A 17,687-nucleotide genomic window follows, 5' to 3' on the forward strand; every position below is an offset into this window, starting at 1 on the left:
CGGGTCCCGAACGGGTTCGACCGAGGGGCGGCGCTCCGGCGGCACGGAGTCGCCCTTAAACAGCGGAACCCCGGCCGAGGGCCGGGGTTCCAGGTGGTGGGCGATACTGGGATCGAACCAGTGACCTCTTCCGTGTCAGGGAAGCGCGCTACCGCTGCGCCAATCGCCCGTTGCTCCGCGAGGAGCGCCTCGTTCGTCGGAACGATCGAGGTGGATACGGGATTCGAACCCGTGTATACGGCTTTGCAGGCCGCTGCCTCGCCTCTCGGCCAATCCACCGTGTATTGGGTTCGGTGTCGGCGGCCCGCGAGGCGAGCCGACCGGGTGGAGAGAGCCCGGAGGCCCTCTCAGAAACATCGGCCCGGAGGCCGATATTCGAGCGGATGACGAGATTCGAACTCGCGACCCTCACCTTGGCAAGGTGATGCGCTACCGCTGCGCCACATCCGCATGTAGGTCGTATTCAGTTGCTTACCGTACTGCTTGTCTTCATACTGCCTTGTCGGTCGCACATCTTGCCGGATGTGCTCCCCTGCCTCCCCGGCGCTTTCGCTGCCCGGCTCGACCTAGAAGACTTTATAGGACGGCTGCGCGAGAAACCAAATCGAGCGGACGCGAATCCGGTGCGGATCGGCTGCTCGCCCGTCTTTCCGCCGGAAACCGGCCCGTCACATCCCGTTCACCCGGGCGTGGCGCGCCGTGCGCGTGCGTCGGACGCCCGAGGATCCGCTAACATCGTCTCTCGGGTCGTCCACAAGACGCCCCTCTGGGCGATTGGCGCAGTTGGTAGCGCGCTTCCTTCACACGGAAGAGGTCATCGGTTCGAGTCCGGTATCGCCCACCCTCACCCCCGGCCCGTGCTCAGCACGTTTCCCGGGGGTTCTCTCGTGGCCCTCCCCGGTGCGCCCGAACCTGCAGACGAGGTGCCTCCCGCCGTGATGGGCCGTTCCCACGCCGTGTCCGGCGCCCTCGCCTGGTCGGTCGCGACGACCGTCCCGGCCCTCGCCGGTCCCCTCGGAGTCGCCGACCTGCCGCTCGACATCCGCCTCGTGGGCCTCGGCGTCGCCGCGGGCTGGGCGCTCGCCCCCGACGCCGACCACGCGCGGGCGACCATCTCCCGTTCCGCGCCAGGGGCCTCCCTCCTCACCGCGACCGCCGGCCGCATCAGCGGCGGCCACCGCCACGGCATGCACTCCTTGCTGGCGATCGCGGTCGTCTGGTACCTCGTCCCGGTGCTCACCGCGATCCGCTTCCCGCTGCCGCCGCTGGGCACGGTCTCCCTCGCCGCGGTGCTGACGCTCCCCGCCCTGGCCTTCGCGGCGAAGGCGACCGCGATCGCGCGCTCCTGGCCGCTCGCGTGGGCGGCGGCCGCGGTGGTCACCGGGCTGCTCGTCGGCCTCGCCGACGGCAGCTGGGCGTGGCTGCGGGTCGCGGCGACGCTCGGCTACCTGGTGCACATCGCCGGCGACGCCCTCACCACCGGGGGCATCAACTGGCTCTGGCCGCTGCGGATCCGCGCCCCCCGCCTCGTCCGCCGCACGCCGGTGATCCGCCGGCTCTGGACCTCCGGCGGGTACGCGGCTCTGCCGGTGCTCGGCTCGGCCGGCTCCTGGCGCGAGACGATCCTCTACTGGCTGATGTCGACCGCGACCCTCGTGCTCACCGCCGCTCTCCTGGCGGGCGGGCTGCTGCCCGCCTGACGCCTCAGAAGACCTTGCCGGGGTTCATGATCCCGAGCGGATCGAACACCGCCTTGATGCCGCGCTGGAGGGCGGTGGAGTCCTCGCCCAGCTCCTCCTCGAGCCAGCGCCGCTTGAGCAGGCCGACGCCGTGCTCCCCCGTCAGGGTCCCGCCGAGCGCCACGGCCGTGCGGAACAGCTCGGCGGCCGCCGCCCAGACGTCCTCGCCGACGACCTGCGCCCCGGGCGGCAGCACGAAGTTCGGATGCAGGTTGCCGTCGCCCGCGTGGGCGACCGTCGGGATCCGCAGACCGGTCCGCTCCTCGATGCCCCGGATCGCGGCGAACATCGCCGGCAGCGCCGAGCGCGGGACGCAGACGTCCTCGATCAGCACCTCCCCCTCGGCCTCGAGCGCCGGGTGGAAGGCGCGCCGCACCGCGAGAAGCGCCTCGCCCGCGACCGGGTCCTCGGTGGCTTCGGCGTCTCCTCCGGCTCCCGCGATGATCGCGAGGACGCGCTCCGCCTCGTCCCGCGCTCCCCCGCCGTCGGTCTGCACGAGCAGGTACGCGGCGCCCCGGTCCATCGGCACGCCCGTGTACCGGCCGATGGCGGCGAGCGCCGCCTCGTCCATCAGCTCCATCACCGCGGGCCGGAGCCGCGCGGCGGTCACGGCGGCGGAGGCGGCGGCCGCCGCCACCACGCTGGGGAACCAGGCGGCGACGGTGACGACCGGCCCCTGCGGAATCGGCCGCAGGCGCACGGTCGCCTCGACGATCACGCCGAGCGTGCCCTCCGACCCCGTGAGCAGCGCCGTCAGGTCGTAGCCGGTGACGCCCTTGACGCTGCGCCGGCCGGTCCGCACGAGGCGGCCGGCGGGGAGCACCACCGCGAGTCCGAGCACCGCCTCGCGGGTCACCCCGTACTTCGCGCAGAGCAGGCCTCCGGCGTTCGTGGCGATGTTGCCCCCGATGCTCGAGATCGCCTTGCTGGCGGGATCCGGCGAGAAGATCAGCCCGTCCGCGGCGACGGCGTCCGAGAGCGCCTGGTTGATCACGCCGGGCTCCACCACCGCGAGCTCGTCCTCGAGCGAGATCTCGAGGATCCGGTCCATCCGGGCGGTCGAGAGCACGATCGCTCCGGCGGTCGCGACCGCGCCGGCGGCGAGACCCGTCCCCGCACCGCGGGGGACGACCGGCACGCGGTGCTCGGTGGCGATCCGCAGCACGGCCTGGACGTCGGCGATCGAGCGCGCCTGCACCAGCGCGAGCGCCCGCTCCCCCGTCACGAAGCCGGACTTGTCGGTGTGCACCGCCTCGAACTCCGGGCCGGAGACGACGATCGTCTCGTGGACGGCGGCGTCCAGTGCCCGCAGGACGGCGGTGCTGCTCATGGTCCACTCCGTGCGCTCGTGGTCGGTCCCTCGATCCTTCCACGCGGGCACGGCAGGATGGAGGGATGGACCGGAGCCCGCGATGACCGCCCCGACGAGCGCGGGCCTCCTGCTGCACCGCGGCACCGCGGACGGACTCGAGGTGTTCCTCGGGCGCATGGGCGGACCGTTCTGGAGACGGCGGCCCCGCGCCTGGTCGATCCCCAAGGGGCAGCACACCGTCGAGGAGGCGCCGCTGGACGCCGCCAAGCGCGAGTTCGAGGAGGAGATCGGGGCTCCCCCGCCCGACACCGACTACCGGCTCCTCGGGGCGTACCGGCAGGGGTCGGGCAAGATCGTCACCGTCTTCGACGGCCCGGGCGACGACTCCGTCCGCTTCGTCGCGAGCAACACGTTCACCCTGGAGTGGCCGCGGGGCTCGGGCCGGATGCGCGAGTACCCCGAGATCGAGACAGCGCGCTGGATGCCCCTCGAGCAGGCCAGGGTCGAGCTCGTCGCAGGCCAGGTGCCGGCGCTCGACGCGCTCGTGGCGCTGGTGTCCGGCGAGCGGGCCTCCGACTCCTAGAAGAGCTCTCCGTCGGCTGTCACGAGCGGCACCGAGACGTCGTCGTCGGAGTAGACCGGCGACGGACCCTGGAGGTGCCCGGCTCGGCCGCGGAGGTCGGACACGAGCGCGTCGTCGACGATCTCGTCCGCCCGCGTGTCCTCCTCGGTCACGAGCATCTGGCTCGCCGGTCCGAGCAGCAGGCGGACGGGGCGGACCGAGTCGTCGTGGAGGGTCGGCAGTTCGATGGTGTCGGCGGTGGAGGTGACCGCGAGCATGCGCGCGTACTCGATCACGGCGTCCGCGATCTCGTCCCCCGTGACGATGCTGTCCTCCGCGTAGTGGATGCGTCTCACGGTGTCTCCCTCTGCGGCGGGGAACCGTGTCCCTGCCCGCGCTCCCAGGGTGGCACGCGCTCCGGCGGGCGCCGCCTGCACGACGGATGTCCGGAGGGGGCTTCCCACGGGGCGGCACGTCGTGCAGGCGCGGGACTCAGGTGTAGAGCGACAGGGGCTGCACCTCGCCCGTGAGGAACGCCGCTCCGACCTCGAGCTTCTTGTAGTCGACCGGATCGTGCAGCGAGTGGGTGCGGACGTTCCGCCAGTACAGGTCCAGGCCCACCGAGCTCTTGGCGGAGCTCGAGCCGGTCGCCTCGTAGACGCGGGAGGCGGCGTCCAGGGCGAGGTCGTTCGTCACGACTTTCACCTTGGCGATCTCGATCGCGAGCGCCGCGCGGGAGGCGGCCGTCACCGCGTCGCCCTTCGCGATCTCGGCGTCGTGCAGCACGGCGACCCGGTCGGCGAGCGCCTCGGCGGCCGCCGTGTGCGCGACCAGCTCGCCGTAGAGGCGCCGCACGAAGGGGTCTTCGGAGTAGCGGTCGACCCCGCTGAGGAACCAGGCGTTCGGACGGGCGACCGTGATCTCGCGGGCGCGAGCGAGCACCCCCTCCGCGATCCCGAGGTAGAGGTTGCCGAAGCCGAGCTGGATGCTCGGAGTGATCAGCGTCGCGAACGGCTCGTCGGTGAGCGGTCCGAGCAGGTCCTCCGGCTCGACGCGCACCGAGGTGAAGCGCACCGAGCCCGAAGCGCTCTGCCTCTGACCGAGGTAGTCCCAGTCGCCCAGCGGCTCGACGCCGTCGCGATCGCGCTCGATGACGAACGCGATCGCGGTGCCCGCGTCGGGTCCCTCCGCGACGCCCGCGTTGACCAGGGCCACGTCGCCCGCCGAGACGCCCGTCGAGAAGCGCTTCAGCCCGTCGAGCCGGTAGCCGTCGCCGTCGGGCGTCAGCCGCAGATCGGGGTCCACGGGATTCACGGAGTCGCCCCACAGGTGCCGCCCGTCGATGGTGGCGCGGTAGAAACGCTCGCGCTGCTCCGCCGGCGCCGTGAAGGCGATGTTCGCCGAGTTCACGAAGTGGTACAGCAGCAGCTGCGCGAGGGACGCGTCGGCGCGGGCGAGGATCCGCACGACGCGGAACGCGGTGGACCAGTGGGCGCCGCCTCCCCCGAGCTCCGAGGGGTCGAGCAGATTCACGAGGCCCGACTCGCGCAGCGGCGCGAGCTCGACGGTCGGGTCCTGTCCCGCGCGGTCGCGCTCGAGCACGTCGGCGGCGAGGACGCGCCCCACCTGCTCGGCGATCGCGCTCCAGTGCGCCGTCTCCTGGGCGGAGGCGGTGCCGATCCAGTGCGTGCGCGGGCGGGCGAGGGTGCTGTCGAGCGTCATCGTGCGGACTCCTGATCGGGGACGGGGGCGGCGGCGGGCTCCGGCGGCAGGACCGCCAGGACCTCGGGGGGCAGGCCGTCGGCGGCGGACGGACCGCCGGCGTAGGCGCCGCGGTACGCCGCGGCGGGGTGGCTGTCGGCGACCCGAGCGCTGCCGGGCCCCTGCAGGTACTCGCGGAGGGTCGATCCCTCGTACTCGTCCCAGACGCGGCCTCGGCGGCGCAGCTCCGGGACCGCCAGGTCGACGAAGTCCTCGAAGGTCCCGGGCGTGACCACGTAGGCGAGGTTGAAGCCGTCGAGGCCGCCGACGTCGACCCAGCGCTCGAGCTCGTCCGCGACGGTGCTCGGACTGCCGACGATCACGGGGCCGATGCCTCCGATCGCGAGGAAGTCGGCCACGTCGTCCGGTGTCCACTCGCGGGTGGGATCCGCCTTCGTGAAGATCGAGAGCGCGCTGCGCACCGCCTCGGTGTCGACGTAGCGCAGCGCCTCCTCCGGGTCGTAGAGCGAGAGGTCGAGGCCCGACCAGCCGCCGTAGAAGGTCAGCGCCCCCTCGCGGCTGGCGTAGCCCAGGTACTCCTCGTGCTTGGCGCGCGCGGCCTCGTCGGTCTCGGCCACGATGACGGTGGCGAGCACGAGGATCCTGATCGCGTCCCGGTCGCGGCCCGCCGCCTCGGTGCGGTCGCGGATGTCGTCCGTCGTCCGCCTCGTCAGCTCGGGGGTGACCCCGTTGATGAAGACCGCCTCACCGTGGCGTGCGGCGAAGTCGCGGCCGCGCGGCGACGCTCCGGCTTGGAACACGACCGGGGTGCGCTGGGGCGAGGGCTCGGCCAGGTGGATGCCGGGGACGCGGTAGAAGCGGCCCTCGTGCGCCACCGGGTGCACCTTGCGCGGATCGGTGAAGACCCCGCGCTCGCGGTCGCGCAGCACGGCGCCCTCCTCCCACGAGCCCTCCCAGAGCTTGTACGAGACGTCGAGGAACTCCTCCGCCAGCTCGTAGCGGTCGTCGTGCGGCATCTGGGACTCGAGACCGAGGTTCGTCGCGGCGCTCTCGAGGTAAGAGGTGACGACGTTCCAGCCGATCCGCCCCTTCGTCAGGTGGTCCAGGCTCGAGAGCCGGCGGGCGAGGGCGTAGGGCTGCTCGTAGGTGGGGGCGATCGTCACGCCGAAGCCGAGGTGCTCGGTGACCGCCGCCATCGCCGGGATCTGCAGGACGGGATCGCCGACCGGGATCTGCGCCGAGTCGATCAGGGCGGGGCCGGCGGAGTCGCGGTACACGTCGTAGACGCCCAGCACGTCGGCGAGGAACAGGGCGTCGAAGGTGCCGCGCTCGAGCGTGCGGGCGAGGGACGTCCAGTACTCGAGGTCGGTGTACCGGTGCGCCTGGCTGTCGGGGTGGCGCCACAGCCCGGGCGCCTGGTGCCCGACGCACGTCATGTCGAAGGCGTTGAGCACGATGCGGCGCGGGCGTCCGCTCGAGGGGTCGTGTGCGAGCGGTGCGTCGTCGCTCGGGGTGTCCTGGGGCAGCGGGACGTCCTGGGGCATGGCGGGATCCTCTTCGTCGCGGGCGGCGCGGCAGCGCCTCGGCGGGCTCGACCGTAGCCCCGGCCGACGACGCACTCGGCCGCGCGGCGCAACCTTTCGTCACACGCGGGGTGTGTGACGAATCGTGAAGCGGCGGCGCGACGCGGGGCCCCGCCGTCCACCACGATCGGTGCCGACTCCCCACGACGACCCGGCCCCGGCCCGACGATCAGGACAGACCATGCGATCCACCCTCACCGCCTCCGTGGCGCTCCTCGGAGCCGCCGCGCTCGTCCTCTCGGGCTGCAGCCTCAAGACCGGGGCCGCCGCCGACGACTCGGCCGCCGACGCCGCTCCGGCCGCGGCGAGCGCAGCCGTCGACGTGCCGAGCCTCGAGGGGAAGACCATCGGCGTCGCGGCGAAGGACATCGTGCACGACTTCAGCCGCATCGTGTACGAGAGCGTCCAGGACCGGATCGAGGCCCTCGGCGGCGAGGTCGTCGCCACCCAGGCCGAGGCCAAGGACGACAAGCACGTCAGCGACATCGAGAACCTCGTCGCGCAGGAGCCCGACGCCATCATCGTGATCCTCGGCGACGCGACCACCCTCGCTCCGGCGCTGCAGGAGGTCGACGACGCGGGCATCCCCCTGTTCACGATCGACAACGTCTCGCCGCTCTCGGTCAACAACGCGACGAGCGACAACTGGCAGATCGGATCGACGCTCGCCCGCACCATCGCCGAGGACATCGGCGGCCAGGGGCGGATCCTCGTCTTCAACGGCTTCCCCGGAGTGGCGCCCTGCCGCATCCGCTACAACGAGCTGGCTCTCGTGCTCGAGGACTACCCCGGCATCACGCTCATCCAGCCCGAGCTCCAGGACAAGTACGAGGGCACGATCGAGGACGCGAAGCAGCAGATCACCGACGCCCTCTCCCGCTACCCCGAGGGCGAGATCTCGGCGATCTGGTCGTGCTGGGACACCCCGCAGATCGGCGCAGCGCAGGCGGTGGACGCCGCGGGCCGTGACGAGATCAAGATCTACGGAGTCGACGCCGACCAGGGCGCGCTGGACCTGATCCTGGACCCCGCGTCCTCCTACACCGCCACGGTCGCCCAGCAGACAGAGGCCATCGGCAGCGGCTCGGCCGAGAACGTCGCCCGGTTCCTGGGCGGCGAGGAGGACAGCGTCCCCACCACCAGCTACTTCGCCCCGGTCCTGATCACGAAGGAGAACGCGGCGGCGACGATCCAGGAGCTCGGTCTCGGTGGCTGAGCCGCTCCCGTCCGGACCGGCACTGTCGATGCGCGGCATCGGCAAGGCGTTCGCGGGCGTGCCCGTCCTCCGCGACGTCGGGCTGGAGCTCGCGGCGGGCGAGATCGTGGCGCTCGTCGGCGAGAACGGCGCGGGCAAGAGCACCCTGATCAAGATCCTGACCGGCCTCCACTCGTCCGACGCCGGATCCATCGCGATCGACGGCGCGCCCGTCGCGATCGCGAGCCCACGCGACGCCGAGCGAGCCGGTGTGCAGGTCGTGCATCAGGACCGCCACGTCGCGGGCCGTCTGAGCGTCGCCGAGCAGCTCTTCCTCGGCCGCTCCGAAGGGCGCCGGGGCCTGGTCTCTCCGCGCGCCCTGCGCCGGCGGGCCGAGCGCGAGCTGCTCGAGCGCGTCGGACTCGCCCTCCGCGGCGACACGCTGGTCGACGACCTGACCGTCGCCGAGCAGCAGCTCGTCCAGGTGGCGCGGGCCCTCTCCAGCGGCCCCCGGGTGCTGGTCCTCGACGAGCCGACGGCGCCGCTGGCCTCGGAGGAGGTCGAGATGCTCTTCTCGGCGCTGCGCCGTCTGGCCGCTCGCGGCACGGCGGTCGTCTACATCTCGCACTACCTGCAGGAGGTGCGCCGCATCGCCTCCCGGGTCGTCGTCCTCCGCAACGGCGCGAACGCGGGCGAGGTCCTCCTGCACGGGGCGCCCGGCGAGCTGGACGACGTCGTGCGGCTGATGATCGGCCGCGACGTCGAGGAGTTCGCCGAGGGCCCCGGGCGCGTCCCCGCCCCGGACGCCGACGCCCTCCTCGAGCTCGACGCGCTCTCGGCGCCCGGGCTCGACCCGCTCTCGCTGGCCGTCCGCCCCGGCGAGGTGGTCGGGGTGACGGGACTCGTCGGCTCCGGGGTCGAGCTCCTCGCCGATGCCGTCGCCGGAGTCGTGCCGCACGGCGGCCGGGTTCTCGTCGGCGGCCGCCGCGTCGCCTCCGCCCGCGCCTTCGTGGCGGCCGGCGGTGCGTACGTGCCGAGCGACCGCCGTCGCGACGGGGTACTCGTCCGTCACACCGTCGCCGAGAACCTCTCCCTCGCCGCGCTGGGCGCCGTCTCGCGCCTGGGCTTCGTCTCGGACCGCCCCCGGGAGCGGGCGCTCGCCGCGGAGTGGATCCGGACCCTCGACATCCGTCCCGCCGACCCGGACGCCGTCGTCGGCACCCTGTCGGGCGGCAACCAGCAGAAGATCGCACTGGGCAAGTGGCTCGCCGCCGGCTCCCGCGTCTTCGTGCTCGACTCCCCCACCGCCGGCGTCGACATCGGCGCGCGCACGGCCCTCTACCGGCGGATCGAGGCGCTGGTCGACTCCGGCGCCGCCGTCCTGCTGATCAGCCTCGACCTCGAGGAGCTCGTCGGGCTCTCGGATCGCGTCGTGGTGCTGCACCGCGGAGCCGTCCGCGCCGAGCTCCCGCGCCGCGCCGCGACCGGCGACCGCATCCTCGCCCTCGCCTCCGGCGCCGACGACGCGCCCGTCCCCCAGGAGTCCCGATGACCGCCCTCGCCGCATCCCGCGCCCCCGTGGGCACCGCGCCCCGTCGGCGCGGCCTCGGCGCCCTCGCCGTGATCGGCTACCTCGTCGTCGCCGCCGAGATCCTCCTCTTCTCCCTCGCCTCGCCGTCCTTCGCGACGCCGGGCAACGCCGCGACGATCCTCCTGCAGGCGGCCGTGCCCGCCATCGCGGGCTTCGGTCTCGCGATCGTCGTCATCACCGGGGGCGACAACGTCGTCACCGGCGGCATCGACCTCTCCTCCGGCCCGGTCGTCGGGCTCTCCGGGGTCGTCGCCGCCGTCGCCGTGCAGTCGGGCTGGCCCGCGCCGGCGGCGATCGGGCTGGCGCTCGCGGTGAGCACCGGCTTCGGCGCCGTCAACGGCACGGCCGTTGTGCTCGGCCTCCGTCCCCTGCTCGCCACGCTCGCGACCTCCGGGATCGTCACGAGCACCGTCTTCCTCGCCACGGACAACGTCAAGGTGCCGCTCGAGGATCCGCTCTTCGTGTGGCTGCGCTCCGGAGCCGTCCTCGGAGTGCCCGCTCCCGTGCTCGTTCTCGGCGTCACGGCACTGCTCGCAGGCGTCGTGGTGGGACGCACGCCGTGGGGGATCCGCAGCTACGCCGTCGGGCAGAACCGCACGGCCGCAGCCGTCGCGGGCGTCCCCGTCTGGCGGTACGTCGGCGGCAGCTACGTGATCGCGGGACTCCTGGCGGGAGTCGCCGGCATCCTGCTCGCCGCACGCCTCGCCGCCGCGGTACCCGGGATCGGCGCGCAGATCCTGCTCGACATCATCCTCACCGCCTTCCTCTCCGTCGTCTTCTCCCGTCGCCTCGTCGTGACGATCGGGGGCACGCTGCTCGCGGCGGTCTTCGTCGCCGCACTGGGCAACGGCTTCACCCTCCTCGGGGTCGGCAGCCAGTGGGTCGGCGCCATCAAGGGGATCCTGATCCTTCTGGTCCTCGGCCTCGCGGCCGTCCGAGAGCGAGGCGCCCGCCGATGAGCACGATCACCGAGACCCCTGCCGCCGCACCCGCCGACCTCGCTCCGGCGGTCCTGTCCGAGCGGCGGCGCGCCCTCGCGGTGCGCCTGCTCGCTCCGGGGACGGTCGCCCTGATCCTGCTGGTGTTCGGCACGCTCGCCCCCGGCTACTTCGCCGCCGGGAACCTGCTGAACGTGCTCAGCGCCGGCGCGATCCTCCTCATCGCCGCCACCGCCATGACCGTCGTCGTCCGCACCGGCGGCATCGACCTCTCCATCGGAGTCGCGATCGACCTCGCGGCGCTCGGCGCCTCCGGGCTCATCGCCGACGGCTACGTGGGCTGGTTCGCCGTCTCGATCGGCCTGGCCTTCGGAGCGCTCGCCGGACTCGTCAACGCGGTCCTGATCGTCGTCCTGCGCATCCGCGCCTTCCTCGCGACGCTGAGCGTCTGGTTCATCGGCACGAGCGTCGAGCAGCTGCTGACGGGCGGCGGCGCCCCGGTCTACCTCCGGCGGACGGGAACGCCCGACGACTTCGCGGCGATCGGCAACGCGACGCTCGCCGGGGTGCCGGTGCCCGTCGTCACCGCCGCTCTGCTGGGAGTCGTGGTCTGGCTGCTGCTGGACCGCACCCGCTGGGGACGCGTTCTGACCGCGACCGGCGAGCAGCCCACGGCGACGCGCATCGCCGGCCGCCGCACCTCGCTGGTGCTCGCCTCGGCGTACGTCGTGGCGGCCCTCATCGCCGCGGTCGGCGGGATCGTCCTCGCATCCCGCAGCTACGGCTTCTCCCCCGCGGGCGGACAGCCCTACGTGCTCGACGCCATCGGCGCCGTCTTCATCGGCGCCACACTCAGCCGGCTCGGCCGCCCCACGGTCCTCGGCACCGCGGTGGGCGTGCTGATCTTCGGCCTCCTCAACAACGGCATGGTGCTGATCGGTCTGTCCTTCTACTGGCAGGGCCTCCTGCGCGGGGTCGTCCTGCTCGCGCTGCTGCTGGCCACGGCGGCCCTGCGGCGCGAGAGCATCGCTCCTGCGCTGCGCTCGCTCTCCGGCGGGGGTCTGCTCGGTCGGCGACGGGCGCGTCAGTCCGCGGTGGAGTAGACGCGCAGCGCGAGGCGCACGATCCGCACCGACGCCTCCTCGTAGCCGTCCCGCCGCCCGTCGAAGACCTCGGTCTCGCCGTCGTGGGCCCACCCCGGGTCCTCGCCGGCGTCGCGGCGCACCGAGATCGTCAGAGCGTCGGTCGAGTACGACTCCACGACCGGTGCGCGCCAGCCGGGCACCCGCCCGACGATCGGAGTCGCCGTGCGGCCCAGCACGAGCGAGATCGCCCCGCGGGTGCGCGGCCGTCGTCCCGCGTGCAGGATGCGCACGTCCAGCTTCCCGTCGTCGAGCCGGCGGCGCGCGAGCGGCGCGGCCGTGCGGGGGTGCTCCTGATTGACGCCCACGAAGTACGACCAGACGAGCTCGCTCCGCCCGTCCCGCCGCAGCTCGAACGGATCCGTGCTGCGCACGACCCGCAGGGCCGCGAGGACGGCGGACACGGGCTTCCCGAGCACCTTCTCGTGCTTCTCCCGCGCGGCGACGAATTCGGGGTAGACGCCGACCGACACCGTGTTGAGCACCGTGATCGGCCCCGAGTCGCCCGCCACGACCTCCGCCACGTCGACGTCGCGGCGCTGGCCGTGGGCGGCGGCGTCCAGGGCGTCCTCGATCGTGAGCAGTCCCAGCGCCTTCGCGAAGTGGTTCATCGTCCCGCCGGGCAGAACGAGCAGGGTCATGCCCTCCGCCCGGGCGAGCGCCGCGCCGACCGACATCGTGCCGTCGCCGCCGTAGACGCCGAGCACCTCCGGAGGCGTCCCGCCCGACCGGGCCTCGCGCACGACGTCCGCGAGCTCCTCCCCGTCCGCGAGTCGGTGCACGCGGGCGCGCGGGAAGCGCTCGAGGATCATCGGCTCCGGATCGGGGCGGTGCGAGTCGCGGCCCGCCCCCGGGTTCAGCACCACGAGCAGCGACGCCCCGTCGCCCAGCGGCCGGGTGTCGACCGGCGGCAGGAGCGCGCGCTCCGAGACGGGCACGTGCCGGGGGGTCGCCGGGACCAGCACGCGCCCGAGCGTCGCGACGGTCGCGCCGAGCGCCGCGCCGCCGAGCACGTCCGAGAGCCAGTGCACCCCGACGTGCAGGCGCGAGAACGCCACCGCCGCGGCCAGCGGCACGACGGCGGCGCCCACCTTCGGGTTCTCCAGGGCGGCACCGACGGCGAAGGCGGCGGCGCTCGCCGCGTGACCGGAGGGGAACGAGGGCGACGCGGGCACGCGGGCGAGCCTGCGCCCCACGGGCACGTCGACGACCAGCGGCCGGGCGCCGCCGAAGACGCGCTTGCCGATCAGGTTGGCCACCGCGCTCGCGACGCTCAGCGACAGCACGCCGCGCACCGCCTCCCGGGGACGGCCCGCCGCCAGCAGCACCGCTCCGAGCGCGAACCAGAGCACCCCGTGATCCGCCGCCCGCGACGCAGCGACGAGGGCGCCGTCCACGACGGCCGGAGAACGTCGAGCGTTCAGGCGCCGCGCCGCGCGGGCGTCCGCACGGCGCACCGCCCTCGGCACGCCCTGAAGACGCCGGAGCAGGACGAGTGGGGATCGTGTTCCGCGCAGGGCCATGGCCTCAGCCTAGGAGTCCGGGCCTGACCCGGTGCCGACCGCTCAGACCTCGCCGAAGCCCGATTCGACGAGGTCGCCGAGCCGGCCCACCGCCTCCTCCGCCTGCGGTCCGGTGGCCGAGATCACGACCTCGTCGCCCCGGTCCAGGCCCAGCGACATCACCCCCAGCAGACTCGTCGCGTCCTTGCCGTTCGCGTCGATCCGCGCGTCGAAGGTGGTCGCGAGCTTCACGAAGTCGGCGGCCGGGCGGGCGTGCAGCCCGTTGGGATTGACGAGCACCACGCTGCGGCGCACTCCCGCGGTGTCGGGCGGCTCCTCGGTCGCCGGCGCACCGGCACCGCGGGCCGATTCGGCGGCGCGGACGACCTCCTCGAGCGAGGCACCCGTCTCCGCCGCCACCGCCGCGGCGACCGCGCCCTCGACGAGCGGAGCGTCGACGAGGCGCACGCGCCCCCTCGCCTCGTCGTCGAGGAACTCCAGTGCCGTCTCGGCCGTCATGATCGCCGAGCCCAGATCGCAGAGCACCACCGCGCCCTCGCCGGAGTCCGCCTCGCCGAGCGCGGCCGAGATGCGGTCGAAGCTCGTCCCGATCCCGCCCTCGTCCGTGCCGCCGGCGGCGACCAGTGCGACCGACGGCGCCATCTGCGCCGCCAGCTCCACGAGCCCCTCGGCGAGCCGCGCGCTGTGCGAGACGAGGACCAGCCCGACGCTCACGCGGCCGCCTCGGCCGCCGCGCGCAGCAGCAGCACCGTCGAGACGCTCCCGGGGTCGCGGTGCCCGACGGCCCGCTCCCCCAGGTAGCTCGCCCGGCCCTTGCGCGCGACGAGCGGATCGGTGGCCTCGGCCCCGGTCTGCGCCGCCTCGGCGGCAGCGGCGAGGACCTCGGCCGGCGCCGCTCCCCGGGCGACCGCGGTCTCCGACGCCTGCACCGCCGGGATCCACGCGTCGACCATGGTCTTGTCGCCCGCCTCCGCCTTGCCCCGCAGCACGATGCCGTCGCGGGCCGCGGTCAGCAGTGCGACGAGGGCGTCGCCGTCGAGCGACTCCTTCCCGGCGACCGCCGCCGAGGCCTTGAGGAACGCCGTGCCGAAGAGCGGGCCGGACGCGCCTCCCACCGTCGAGATCAGGGTCGTCGCCACGAGCTTCAGCACCTCGGCCGGGGTCGACCCGCCGCCCGCCGCGTCGAGCTTCGCGACGACGGCCTGGAAGCCGCGGTCCATGTTCTCGCCGTGGTCGCCGTCGCCGATCGCCCGGTCCAGGGTGATGAGCTCCACCCGGTGCTCCGCGATCGACTGCGCCGCCGCCCGCACCCACTGGATCGCCCACTCGGCGTCGAGCGCCGTCCGTCCGTCCTGCATCGTTCCCTCTCCTGCGGCCGCTCCCACGGCCGTCGTGTCGTCTGCGTCCCGAGCGCCGCGCGCGTCGATCAGCGTCCCCAGCGCAGCGCGGCGGTCTCGACCGGTGCGTCCCAGAGCTCGGTCATCGCCGCATCCAGCTTCAGCACGCTCAGCGAGAAGCCCTGCATCTCGAGCGACGTGACGTAGTTCCCGACCAGGCTGCGGGTGACCTCGATGCCCTTCTCGGCGAGCACCTCCGCGGCACGGCGGTAGGCGATGTAGAGCTCGACCAGGGGCGTCCCGCCCATGCCGTTGACGAAGAGCAGCACGCTGTCGCCGGAGGAGAACGGCAGGTCCTCGAGGATCGGGCCGAGGATGCGGTCGACGATCCGGTCCGCCGGCTCGAGCGCGATCTTCTCGCGGCCGGGCTCGCCGTGGATCCCGATGCCGATCTCGATCTCGTCGTCGCCGAGCTCGAAGCTGGGCTCCCCCGCGTGCGGGACGATCGACGGCGAGAGCGCGACGCCCATCGAGCGGACGTTCGCGTTCACCGCCTCGGCGATCGCGGCGACCGCGTCGAGGGAGTCGCCGCGCTCGGCGGCCGCTCCCGCGATCTTCTCGACGAGCACCGTCCCCGCCACTCCGCGGCGGCCCGCCGTGTAGAGCGAGTCCTTGACCGCGACGTCGTCATCGATGACGACGGACCGGACCTCGATGCCCTCGGCCTGGGCCAGATCGGCCGCGGTCTCGAAGTTGAGCACGTCGCCCGTGTAGTTCTTGACGAGGTGGAGCACTCCCGCGCCGCCGTCGATGGCCTGCGTCGCCGCGACGATCGGATCCGGGGTGGGCGAGGTGAACACCGGCCCCGGCACCGCCGCGTCTAGCATCCCGTGGCCGACGAAACCGGCGTGCAGCGGCTCGTGGCCGCTCCCTCCCCCGCTGACGATCCCGACCTTGCCGGGGCGGGGTGCGTCGACGCGCACGACGAACAGCGGGTCCGTCTCGACCCGGACGAGATCGGCGTGCGCGAGGCCGAAGCCGGCCACGGACTCGGCGACGACGTTCTTGGGGTCGTTGATGAGCTTCTTCATCGAGGTCTCCTCCAGGGTCCGTCCACCGCTCGACGTCCGGGGCGATCCGGCTCGGGGTGGATCGCGGTCCGCTCCGTCGCGGACAGCAGTGCCACGTTACGCCCTGGCGCCGCGGGGGCCCAGGGTCCGCGAGGCGGGTCGGGGACGCTCAGTCCTCCCGCTGCGTCTCGGCGACCCATGCGTCGAGCTTCGCGGCGGCGGCTCCGGAGTCGACGGCGTCGGCCGCCCGCTCCATCGCCGAGCGGAAGCGCTCCAGGATCGCGGTCTGGATGAGCGACGGGTCGCGGGCCAGGTCGTAGGCGATGAGCCCCGCCGCCGCGTTGAGCAGGACGATGTCCCGGACGGGTCCCCCGTCTCCTGCCAGGACCGAGCGCACCACCTGCGCGTTGTACGCGGCGTCCTTGCCGCGGAGCTGGTCGATGCTCGCCCGGCGGAGCCCCAGGTCGCGCGGATCGAGGTCGTGCTCGACGACCAGGCCGCGCGACACCTCCCAGATGTGGCTGTGCCCCGTGGTCGTCAGCTCGTCGAGCCCGTCGTCGCCGCGGAAGACGAGCGCCGTGGCGCCGCGCGTCTGGAACACGCCGACGAACAGCGGCACGCGATCGAGGTGCGCCACCCCCACCGCCGACGCCTCGGGACGCGCCGGGTTGCACAGCGGACCGAGGAAGTTGAAGACGGTCGGGACCCCGAGCTCGGCCCGCACCGCTCCCGCATGGCGGAACCCGGGGTGGAACATCGCGGCGAAGACGAAGGCGATGCCCGTGCGCCGGAACGCCTCGGCGACGCGCTCGGCCGACAGCCCCAGGTCGACGCCCAGCGCGGCGAGGACGTCCGAGGACCCCGACGAGGAGGACGCGGCCCTGTTGCCGTGCTTGATCACGGGAGTGCCCGCCGCCGCGGCGATGATCGACGCGGTGGACGAGATGTTGACGGTGCCGAAGCGGTCGCCGCCGGTGCCCACGATGTCCAGCGCCATCGGGTCCACGTCCAGAGGAACCGCGTGCTCGAGGATCGCGTCGCGGAAGCCCACGATCTCATCCACGGTCTCGCCCTTGGCCCGCAGTGCGATCAGCAGTCCGGCGAGCTGCGCCGGGGTCGCCTCGCCCTGCATCACCCGCTCCATCGCCCACGTCGCCTCCGAGACGCTCAGATCGGAGGAGTCGAGCAGAGAGCTGAGAAGACGCGGCCAGGACAGGGTTTCCGACATGGCACTCAGATTATCCGGGTAGGAACGCCGTACGGGAAGTGCGAATCACCCCTCCGACCATCGTCCATAATGGTCTGTGTGACGAGCAGCACTCTTACCCCCACGGCCACCGCGCCCGTAGTGAACCGACCCAACCCGGTCGCGGTCGGAACGATCGTCTGGCTGGGCAGCGAGGTCATGTTCTTCGCGGGCCTGTTCGCGATCTACTTCACCCTGCGCAGCACCTCCCCGGAGCTGTGGGAGGCCGAGACGAGCATCCTCAACGTGCCGTTCGCGAGCGTCAACACGGTGATCCTGGTCGCCTCCTCGTTCACGTGCCAGTTCGGCGTGTTCGCGGCCGAGCGCCTGCAGGCGCGGTCCACGGGGCTCAGCCCGTTCAAGTGGGGCATGGTCGAGTGGTTCTTCCTCACCTACGCCCTCGGCGCGATCTTCGTCTGCGGCCAGGTCTTCGAGTACGCGACCCTCGTCTCCGAGGGCGTCAGCCTCTCGAGCAACGCCTACGGCTCCGCCTTCTACCTGACCACCGGCTTCCACGCCCTGCACGTCACCGGCGGGCTCATCGCCTTCCTCCTCGTCATCGGCCGCGCCTTCGCGGTCAAGAACTTCGGTCACAAGGAGGCGACGAGCGCCATCGTCGTCTCGTACTACTGGCACTTCGTCGACGTCGTCTGGGTCGGCCTCTTCGTGGTCATCTACTTCCTGAAGTGATGCGTGCCGCTCCGATGAACTCCCCCACCCCCGACCC

The 17,687-nt window shown here is 73.1% G+C and carries 16 protein-coding genes and 4 tRNA genes; 8 read left to right on the plus strand and 12 right to left on the minus strand.

The window, feature by feature from the left end; all coding sequences use genetic code 11:
- Positions 1-94: 94 nt before the first annotated feature.
- From NB037_RS00755 to NB037_RS00765, 3 genes are all read right to left on the minus strand, one after another.
- A tRNA-Val gene (locus tag NB037_RS00755) sits at positions 95-169 on the minus strand.
- A gap of 39 nt (positions 170-208) precedes the next feature.
- A tRNA-Cys gene (locus NB037_RS00760) sits at positions 209-279 on the minus strand.
- A 99-nt stretch (positions 280-378) separates the two neighbouring features.
- Positions 379-450, minus strand: a tRNA-Gly gene (locus tag NB037_RS00765).
- Positions 451-768: 318 nt separating this feature from the next.
- On the opposite strand from NB037_RS00765, the gene NB037_RS00770 reads away from it, so the two are divergent.
- Both NB037_RS00770 and NB037_RS00775 read left to right on the plus strand, forming a co-directional pair.
- Positions 769-841 (plus strand) — tRNA-Val (locus NB037_RS00770).
- A gap of 97 nt (positions 842-938) precedes the next feature.
- A complete protein-coding gene (locus NB037_RS00775) occupies positions 939-1,700 on the plus strand; it encodes a metal-dependent hydrolase (protein ID WP_251942698.1) in 762 nt (253 codons plus the stop codon).
- A 4-nt stretch (positions 1,701-1,704) separates the two neighbouring features.
- Here NB037_RS00775 and NB037_RS00780 read toward each other — a convergent pair whose 3' ends face one another.
- Complete coding sequence (locus NB037_RS00780) at positions 1,705-3,069, minus strand: FAD-binding oxidoreductase (RefSeq protein ID WP_251942700.1); 1,365 nt, start codon at positions 3,067-3,069, stop codon at positions 1,705-1,707.
- An 82-nt stretch (positions 3,070-3,151) separates the two neighbouring features.
- On the opposite strand from NB037_RS00780, the gene NB037_RS00785 reads away from it, so the two are divergent.
- Complete coding sequence (locus tag NB037_RS00785) at positions 3,152-3,634, plus strand: NUDIX hydrolase (RefSeq protein ID WP_251942702.1); 483 nt, start codon at positions 3,152-3,154, stop codon at positions 3,632-3,634.
- Here NB037_RS00785 and NB037_RS00790 read toward each other — a convergent pair.
- From NB037_RS00790 to NB037_RS00800, 3 genes are all read right to left on the minus strand, one after another.
- Positions 3,631-3,969: a hypothetical protein gene (locus tag NB037_RS00790; protein ID WP_251942704.1), complete on the minus strand. Its 339-nt coding sequence runs from the start codon at positions 3,967-3,969 to the stop codon at positions 3,631-3,633. The genes NB037_RS00785 and NB037_RS00790 overlap by 4 nt on opposite strands.
- A gap of 136 nt (positions 3,970-4,105) precedes the next feature.
- The gene (locus tag NB037_RS00795; protein WP_251942706.1) at positions 4,106-5,335 is read right to left on the minus strand and encodes an acyl-CoA dehydrogenase family protein; all 1,230 of its coding nucleotides are present in this window, start codon (positions 5,333-5,335) and stop codon (positions 4,106-4,108) included.
- Entirely contained in the window at positions 5,332-6,879 is a 1,548-nt protein-coding gene (locus NB037_RS00800) for an LLM class flavin-dependent oxidoreductase (RefSeq protein WP_279308437.1), read from the minus strand. The genes NB037_RS00795 and NB037_RS00800 overlap by 4 nt, the downstream gene beginning before the upstream one ends.
- Positions 6,880-7,099: 220 nt before the next feature.
- On the opposite strand from NB037_RS00800, the gene NB037_RS00805 reads away from it, so the two are divergent.
- From NB037_RS00805 to NB037_RS00820, 4 genes are read left to right on the plus strand one after another with little or no spacing between them, the layout of a single operon-like run.
- Positions 7,100-8,134, plus strand: coding sequence for a sugar ABC transporter substrate-binding protein (locus NB037_RS00805; RefSeq protein ID WP_251942708.1), 1,035 nt, complete (start codon positions 7,100-7,102; stop codon positions 8,132-8,134).
- Positions 8,127-9,665, plus strand: a complete 1,539-nt coding sequence (locus NB037_RS00810; protein WP_251942711.1) for a sugar ABC transporter ATP-binding protein — start codon at positions 8,127-8,129, stop codon at positions 9,663-9,665. Before NB037_RS00805 ends, NB037_RS00810 begins: the two co-directional genes overlap by 8 nt.
- A complete protein-coding gene (locus NB037_RS00815; protein WP_251942713.1) occupies positions 9,662-10,663 on the plus strand; it encodes an ABC transporter permease in 1,002 nt (333 codons plus the stop codon). Before NB037_RS00810 ends, NB037_RS00815 begins: the two co-directional genes overlap by 4 nt.
- Positions 10,660-11,745 (plus strand): ABC transporter permease, encoded by a 1,086-nt coding sequence (locus tag NB037_RS00820; protein WP_251942715.1) that lies wholly within the window; start codon positions 10,660-10,662, stop codon positions 11,743-11,745. The genes NB037_RS00815 and NB037_RS00820 overlap by 4 nt, the downstream gene beginning before the upstream one ends.
- Here NB037_RS00820 and NB037_RS00825 read toward each other — a convergent pair.
- The 5 genes from NB037_RS00825 to trpD form a co-directional block, all read right to left on the minus strand.
- Positions 11,727-13,307 carry a bifunctional phosphatase PAP2/diacylglycerol kinase family protein gene (locus tag NB037_RS00825; protein WP_251942717.1) on the minus strand — a complete coding sequence of 527 codons (1,581 nt, stop codon included), beginning with the start codon at positions 13,305-13,307 and terminating at the stop codon, positions 11,727-11,729. The genes NB037_RS00820 and NB037_RS00825 overlap by 19 nt on opposite strands.
- A 42-nt stretch (positions 13,308-13,349) precedes the next feature.
- Positions 13,350-14,021 (minus strand): dihydroxyacetone kinase phosphoryl donor subunit DhaM, encoded by a 672-nt coding sequence (gene dhaM, locus NB037_RS00830; RefSeq protein WP_251942719.1) that lies wholly within the window; start codon positions 14,019-14,021, stop codon positions 13,350-13,352.
- Positions 14,018-14,665, minus strand: coding sequence for a dihydroxyacetone kinase subunit DhaL (dhaL, locus tag NB037_RS00835; RefSeq protein ID WP_251942721.1), 648 nt, complete (start codon positions 14,663-14,665; stop codon positions 14,018-14,020). The genes dhaM and dhaL overlap by 4 nt, the downstream gene beginning before the upstream one ends.
- A 68-nt stretch (positions 14,666-14,733) precedes the next feature.
- On the minus strand, positions 14,734-15,735 hold the full coding sequence (gene dhaK, locus NB037_RS00840) for a dihydroxyacetone kinase subunit DhaK (protein WP_251942724.1): 1,002 nt from the start codon (positions 15,733-15,735) through the stop codon (positions 14,734-14,736).
- 148 nt (positions 15,736-15,883) lie between these two features.
- Positions 15,884-16,942 (minus strand): anthranilate phosphoribosyltransferase, encoded by a 1,059-nt coding sequence (gene trpD / locus NB037_RS00845; RefSeq protein ID WP_251942726.1) that lies wholly within the window; start codon positions 16,940-16,942, stop codon positions 15,884-15,886.
- Positions 16,943-17,011: 69 nt separating this feature from the next.
- Between trpD and ctaE the strand changes: the two genes are divergently transcribed.
- Entirely contained in the window at positions 17,012-17,650 is a 639-nt protein-coding gene (gene ctaE, locus NB037_RS00850; RefSeq protein WP_251942728.1) for an aa3-type cytochrome oxidase subunit III, read from the plus strand.
- Positions 17,651-17,687 lie beyond the last annotated feature (37 nt).

Origin of the sequence: Rathayibacter rubneri (genome assembly GCF_023743255.1) — a bacterium.
GTDB classification, from domain to species: domain Bacteria; phylum Actinomycetota; class Actinomycetes; order Actinomycetales; family Microbacteriaceae; genus Rathayibacter; species Rathayibacter rubneri.

Coding starts and splice junctions, on each gene's coding strand:
- ctaE (WP_251942728.1), top strand. CDS start 17,012: ATGGTCTGTGTGACGAGCAGCACTCTTACCCCCACGGCCACCGCGCCC.
- trpD (WP_251942726.1), bottom strand. CDS start 16,942: ATGTCGGAAACCCTGTCCTGGCCGCGTCTTCTCAGCTCTCTGCTCGAC.
- NB037_RS00780 (WP_251942700.1), bottom strand. CDS start 3,069: ATGAGCAGCACCGCCGTCCTGCGGGCACTGGACGCCGCCGTCCACGAG.
- NB037_RS00815 (WP_251942713.1), top strand. CDS start 9,662: ATGACCGCCCTCGCCGCATCCCGCGCCCCCGTGGGCACCGCGCCCCGT.
- NB037_RS00805 (WP_251942708.1), top strand. CDS start 7,100: ATGCGATCCACCCTCACCGCCTCCGTGGCGCTCCTCGGAGCCGCCGCG.
- NB037_RS00785 (WP_251942702.1), top strand. CDS start 3,152: ATGACCGCCCCGACGAGCGCGGGCCTCCTGCTGCACCGCGGCACCGCG.
- NB037_RS00795 (WP_251942706.1), bottom strand. CDS start 5,335: ATGACGCTCGACAGCACCCTCGCCCGCCCGCGCACGCACTGGATCGGC.
- dhaK (WP_251942724.1), bottom strand. CDS start 15,735: ATGAAGAAGCTCATCAACGACCCCAAGAACGTCGTCGCCGAGTCCGTG.
- dhaL (WP_251942721.1), bottom strand. CDS start 14,665: ATGCAGGACGGACGGACGGCGCTCGACGCCGAGTGGGCGATCCAGTGG.
- NB037_RS00775 (WP_251942698.1), top strand. CDS start 939: ATGGGCCGTTCCCACGCCGTGTCCGGCGCCCTCGCCTGGTCGGTCGCG.
- NB037_RS00825 (WP_251942717.1), bottom strand. CDS start 13,307: ATGGCCCTGCGCGGAACACGATCCCCACTCGTCCTGCTCCGGCGTCTT.
- NB037_RS00800 (WP_279308437.1), bottom strand. CDS start 6,879: ATGCCCCAGGACGTCCCGCTGCCCCAGGACACCCCGAGCGACGACGCA.
- NB037_RS00820 (WP_251942715.1), top strand. CDS start 10,660: ATGAGCACGATCACCGAGACCCCTGCCGCCGCACCCGCCGACCTCGCT.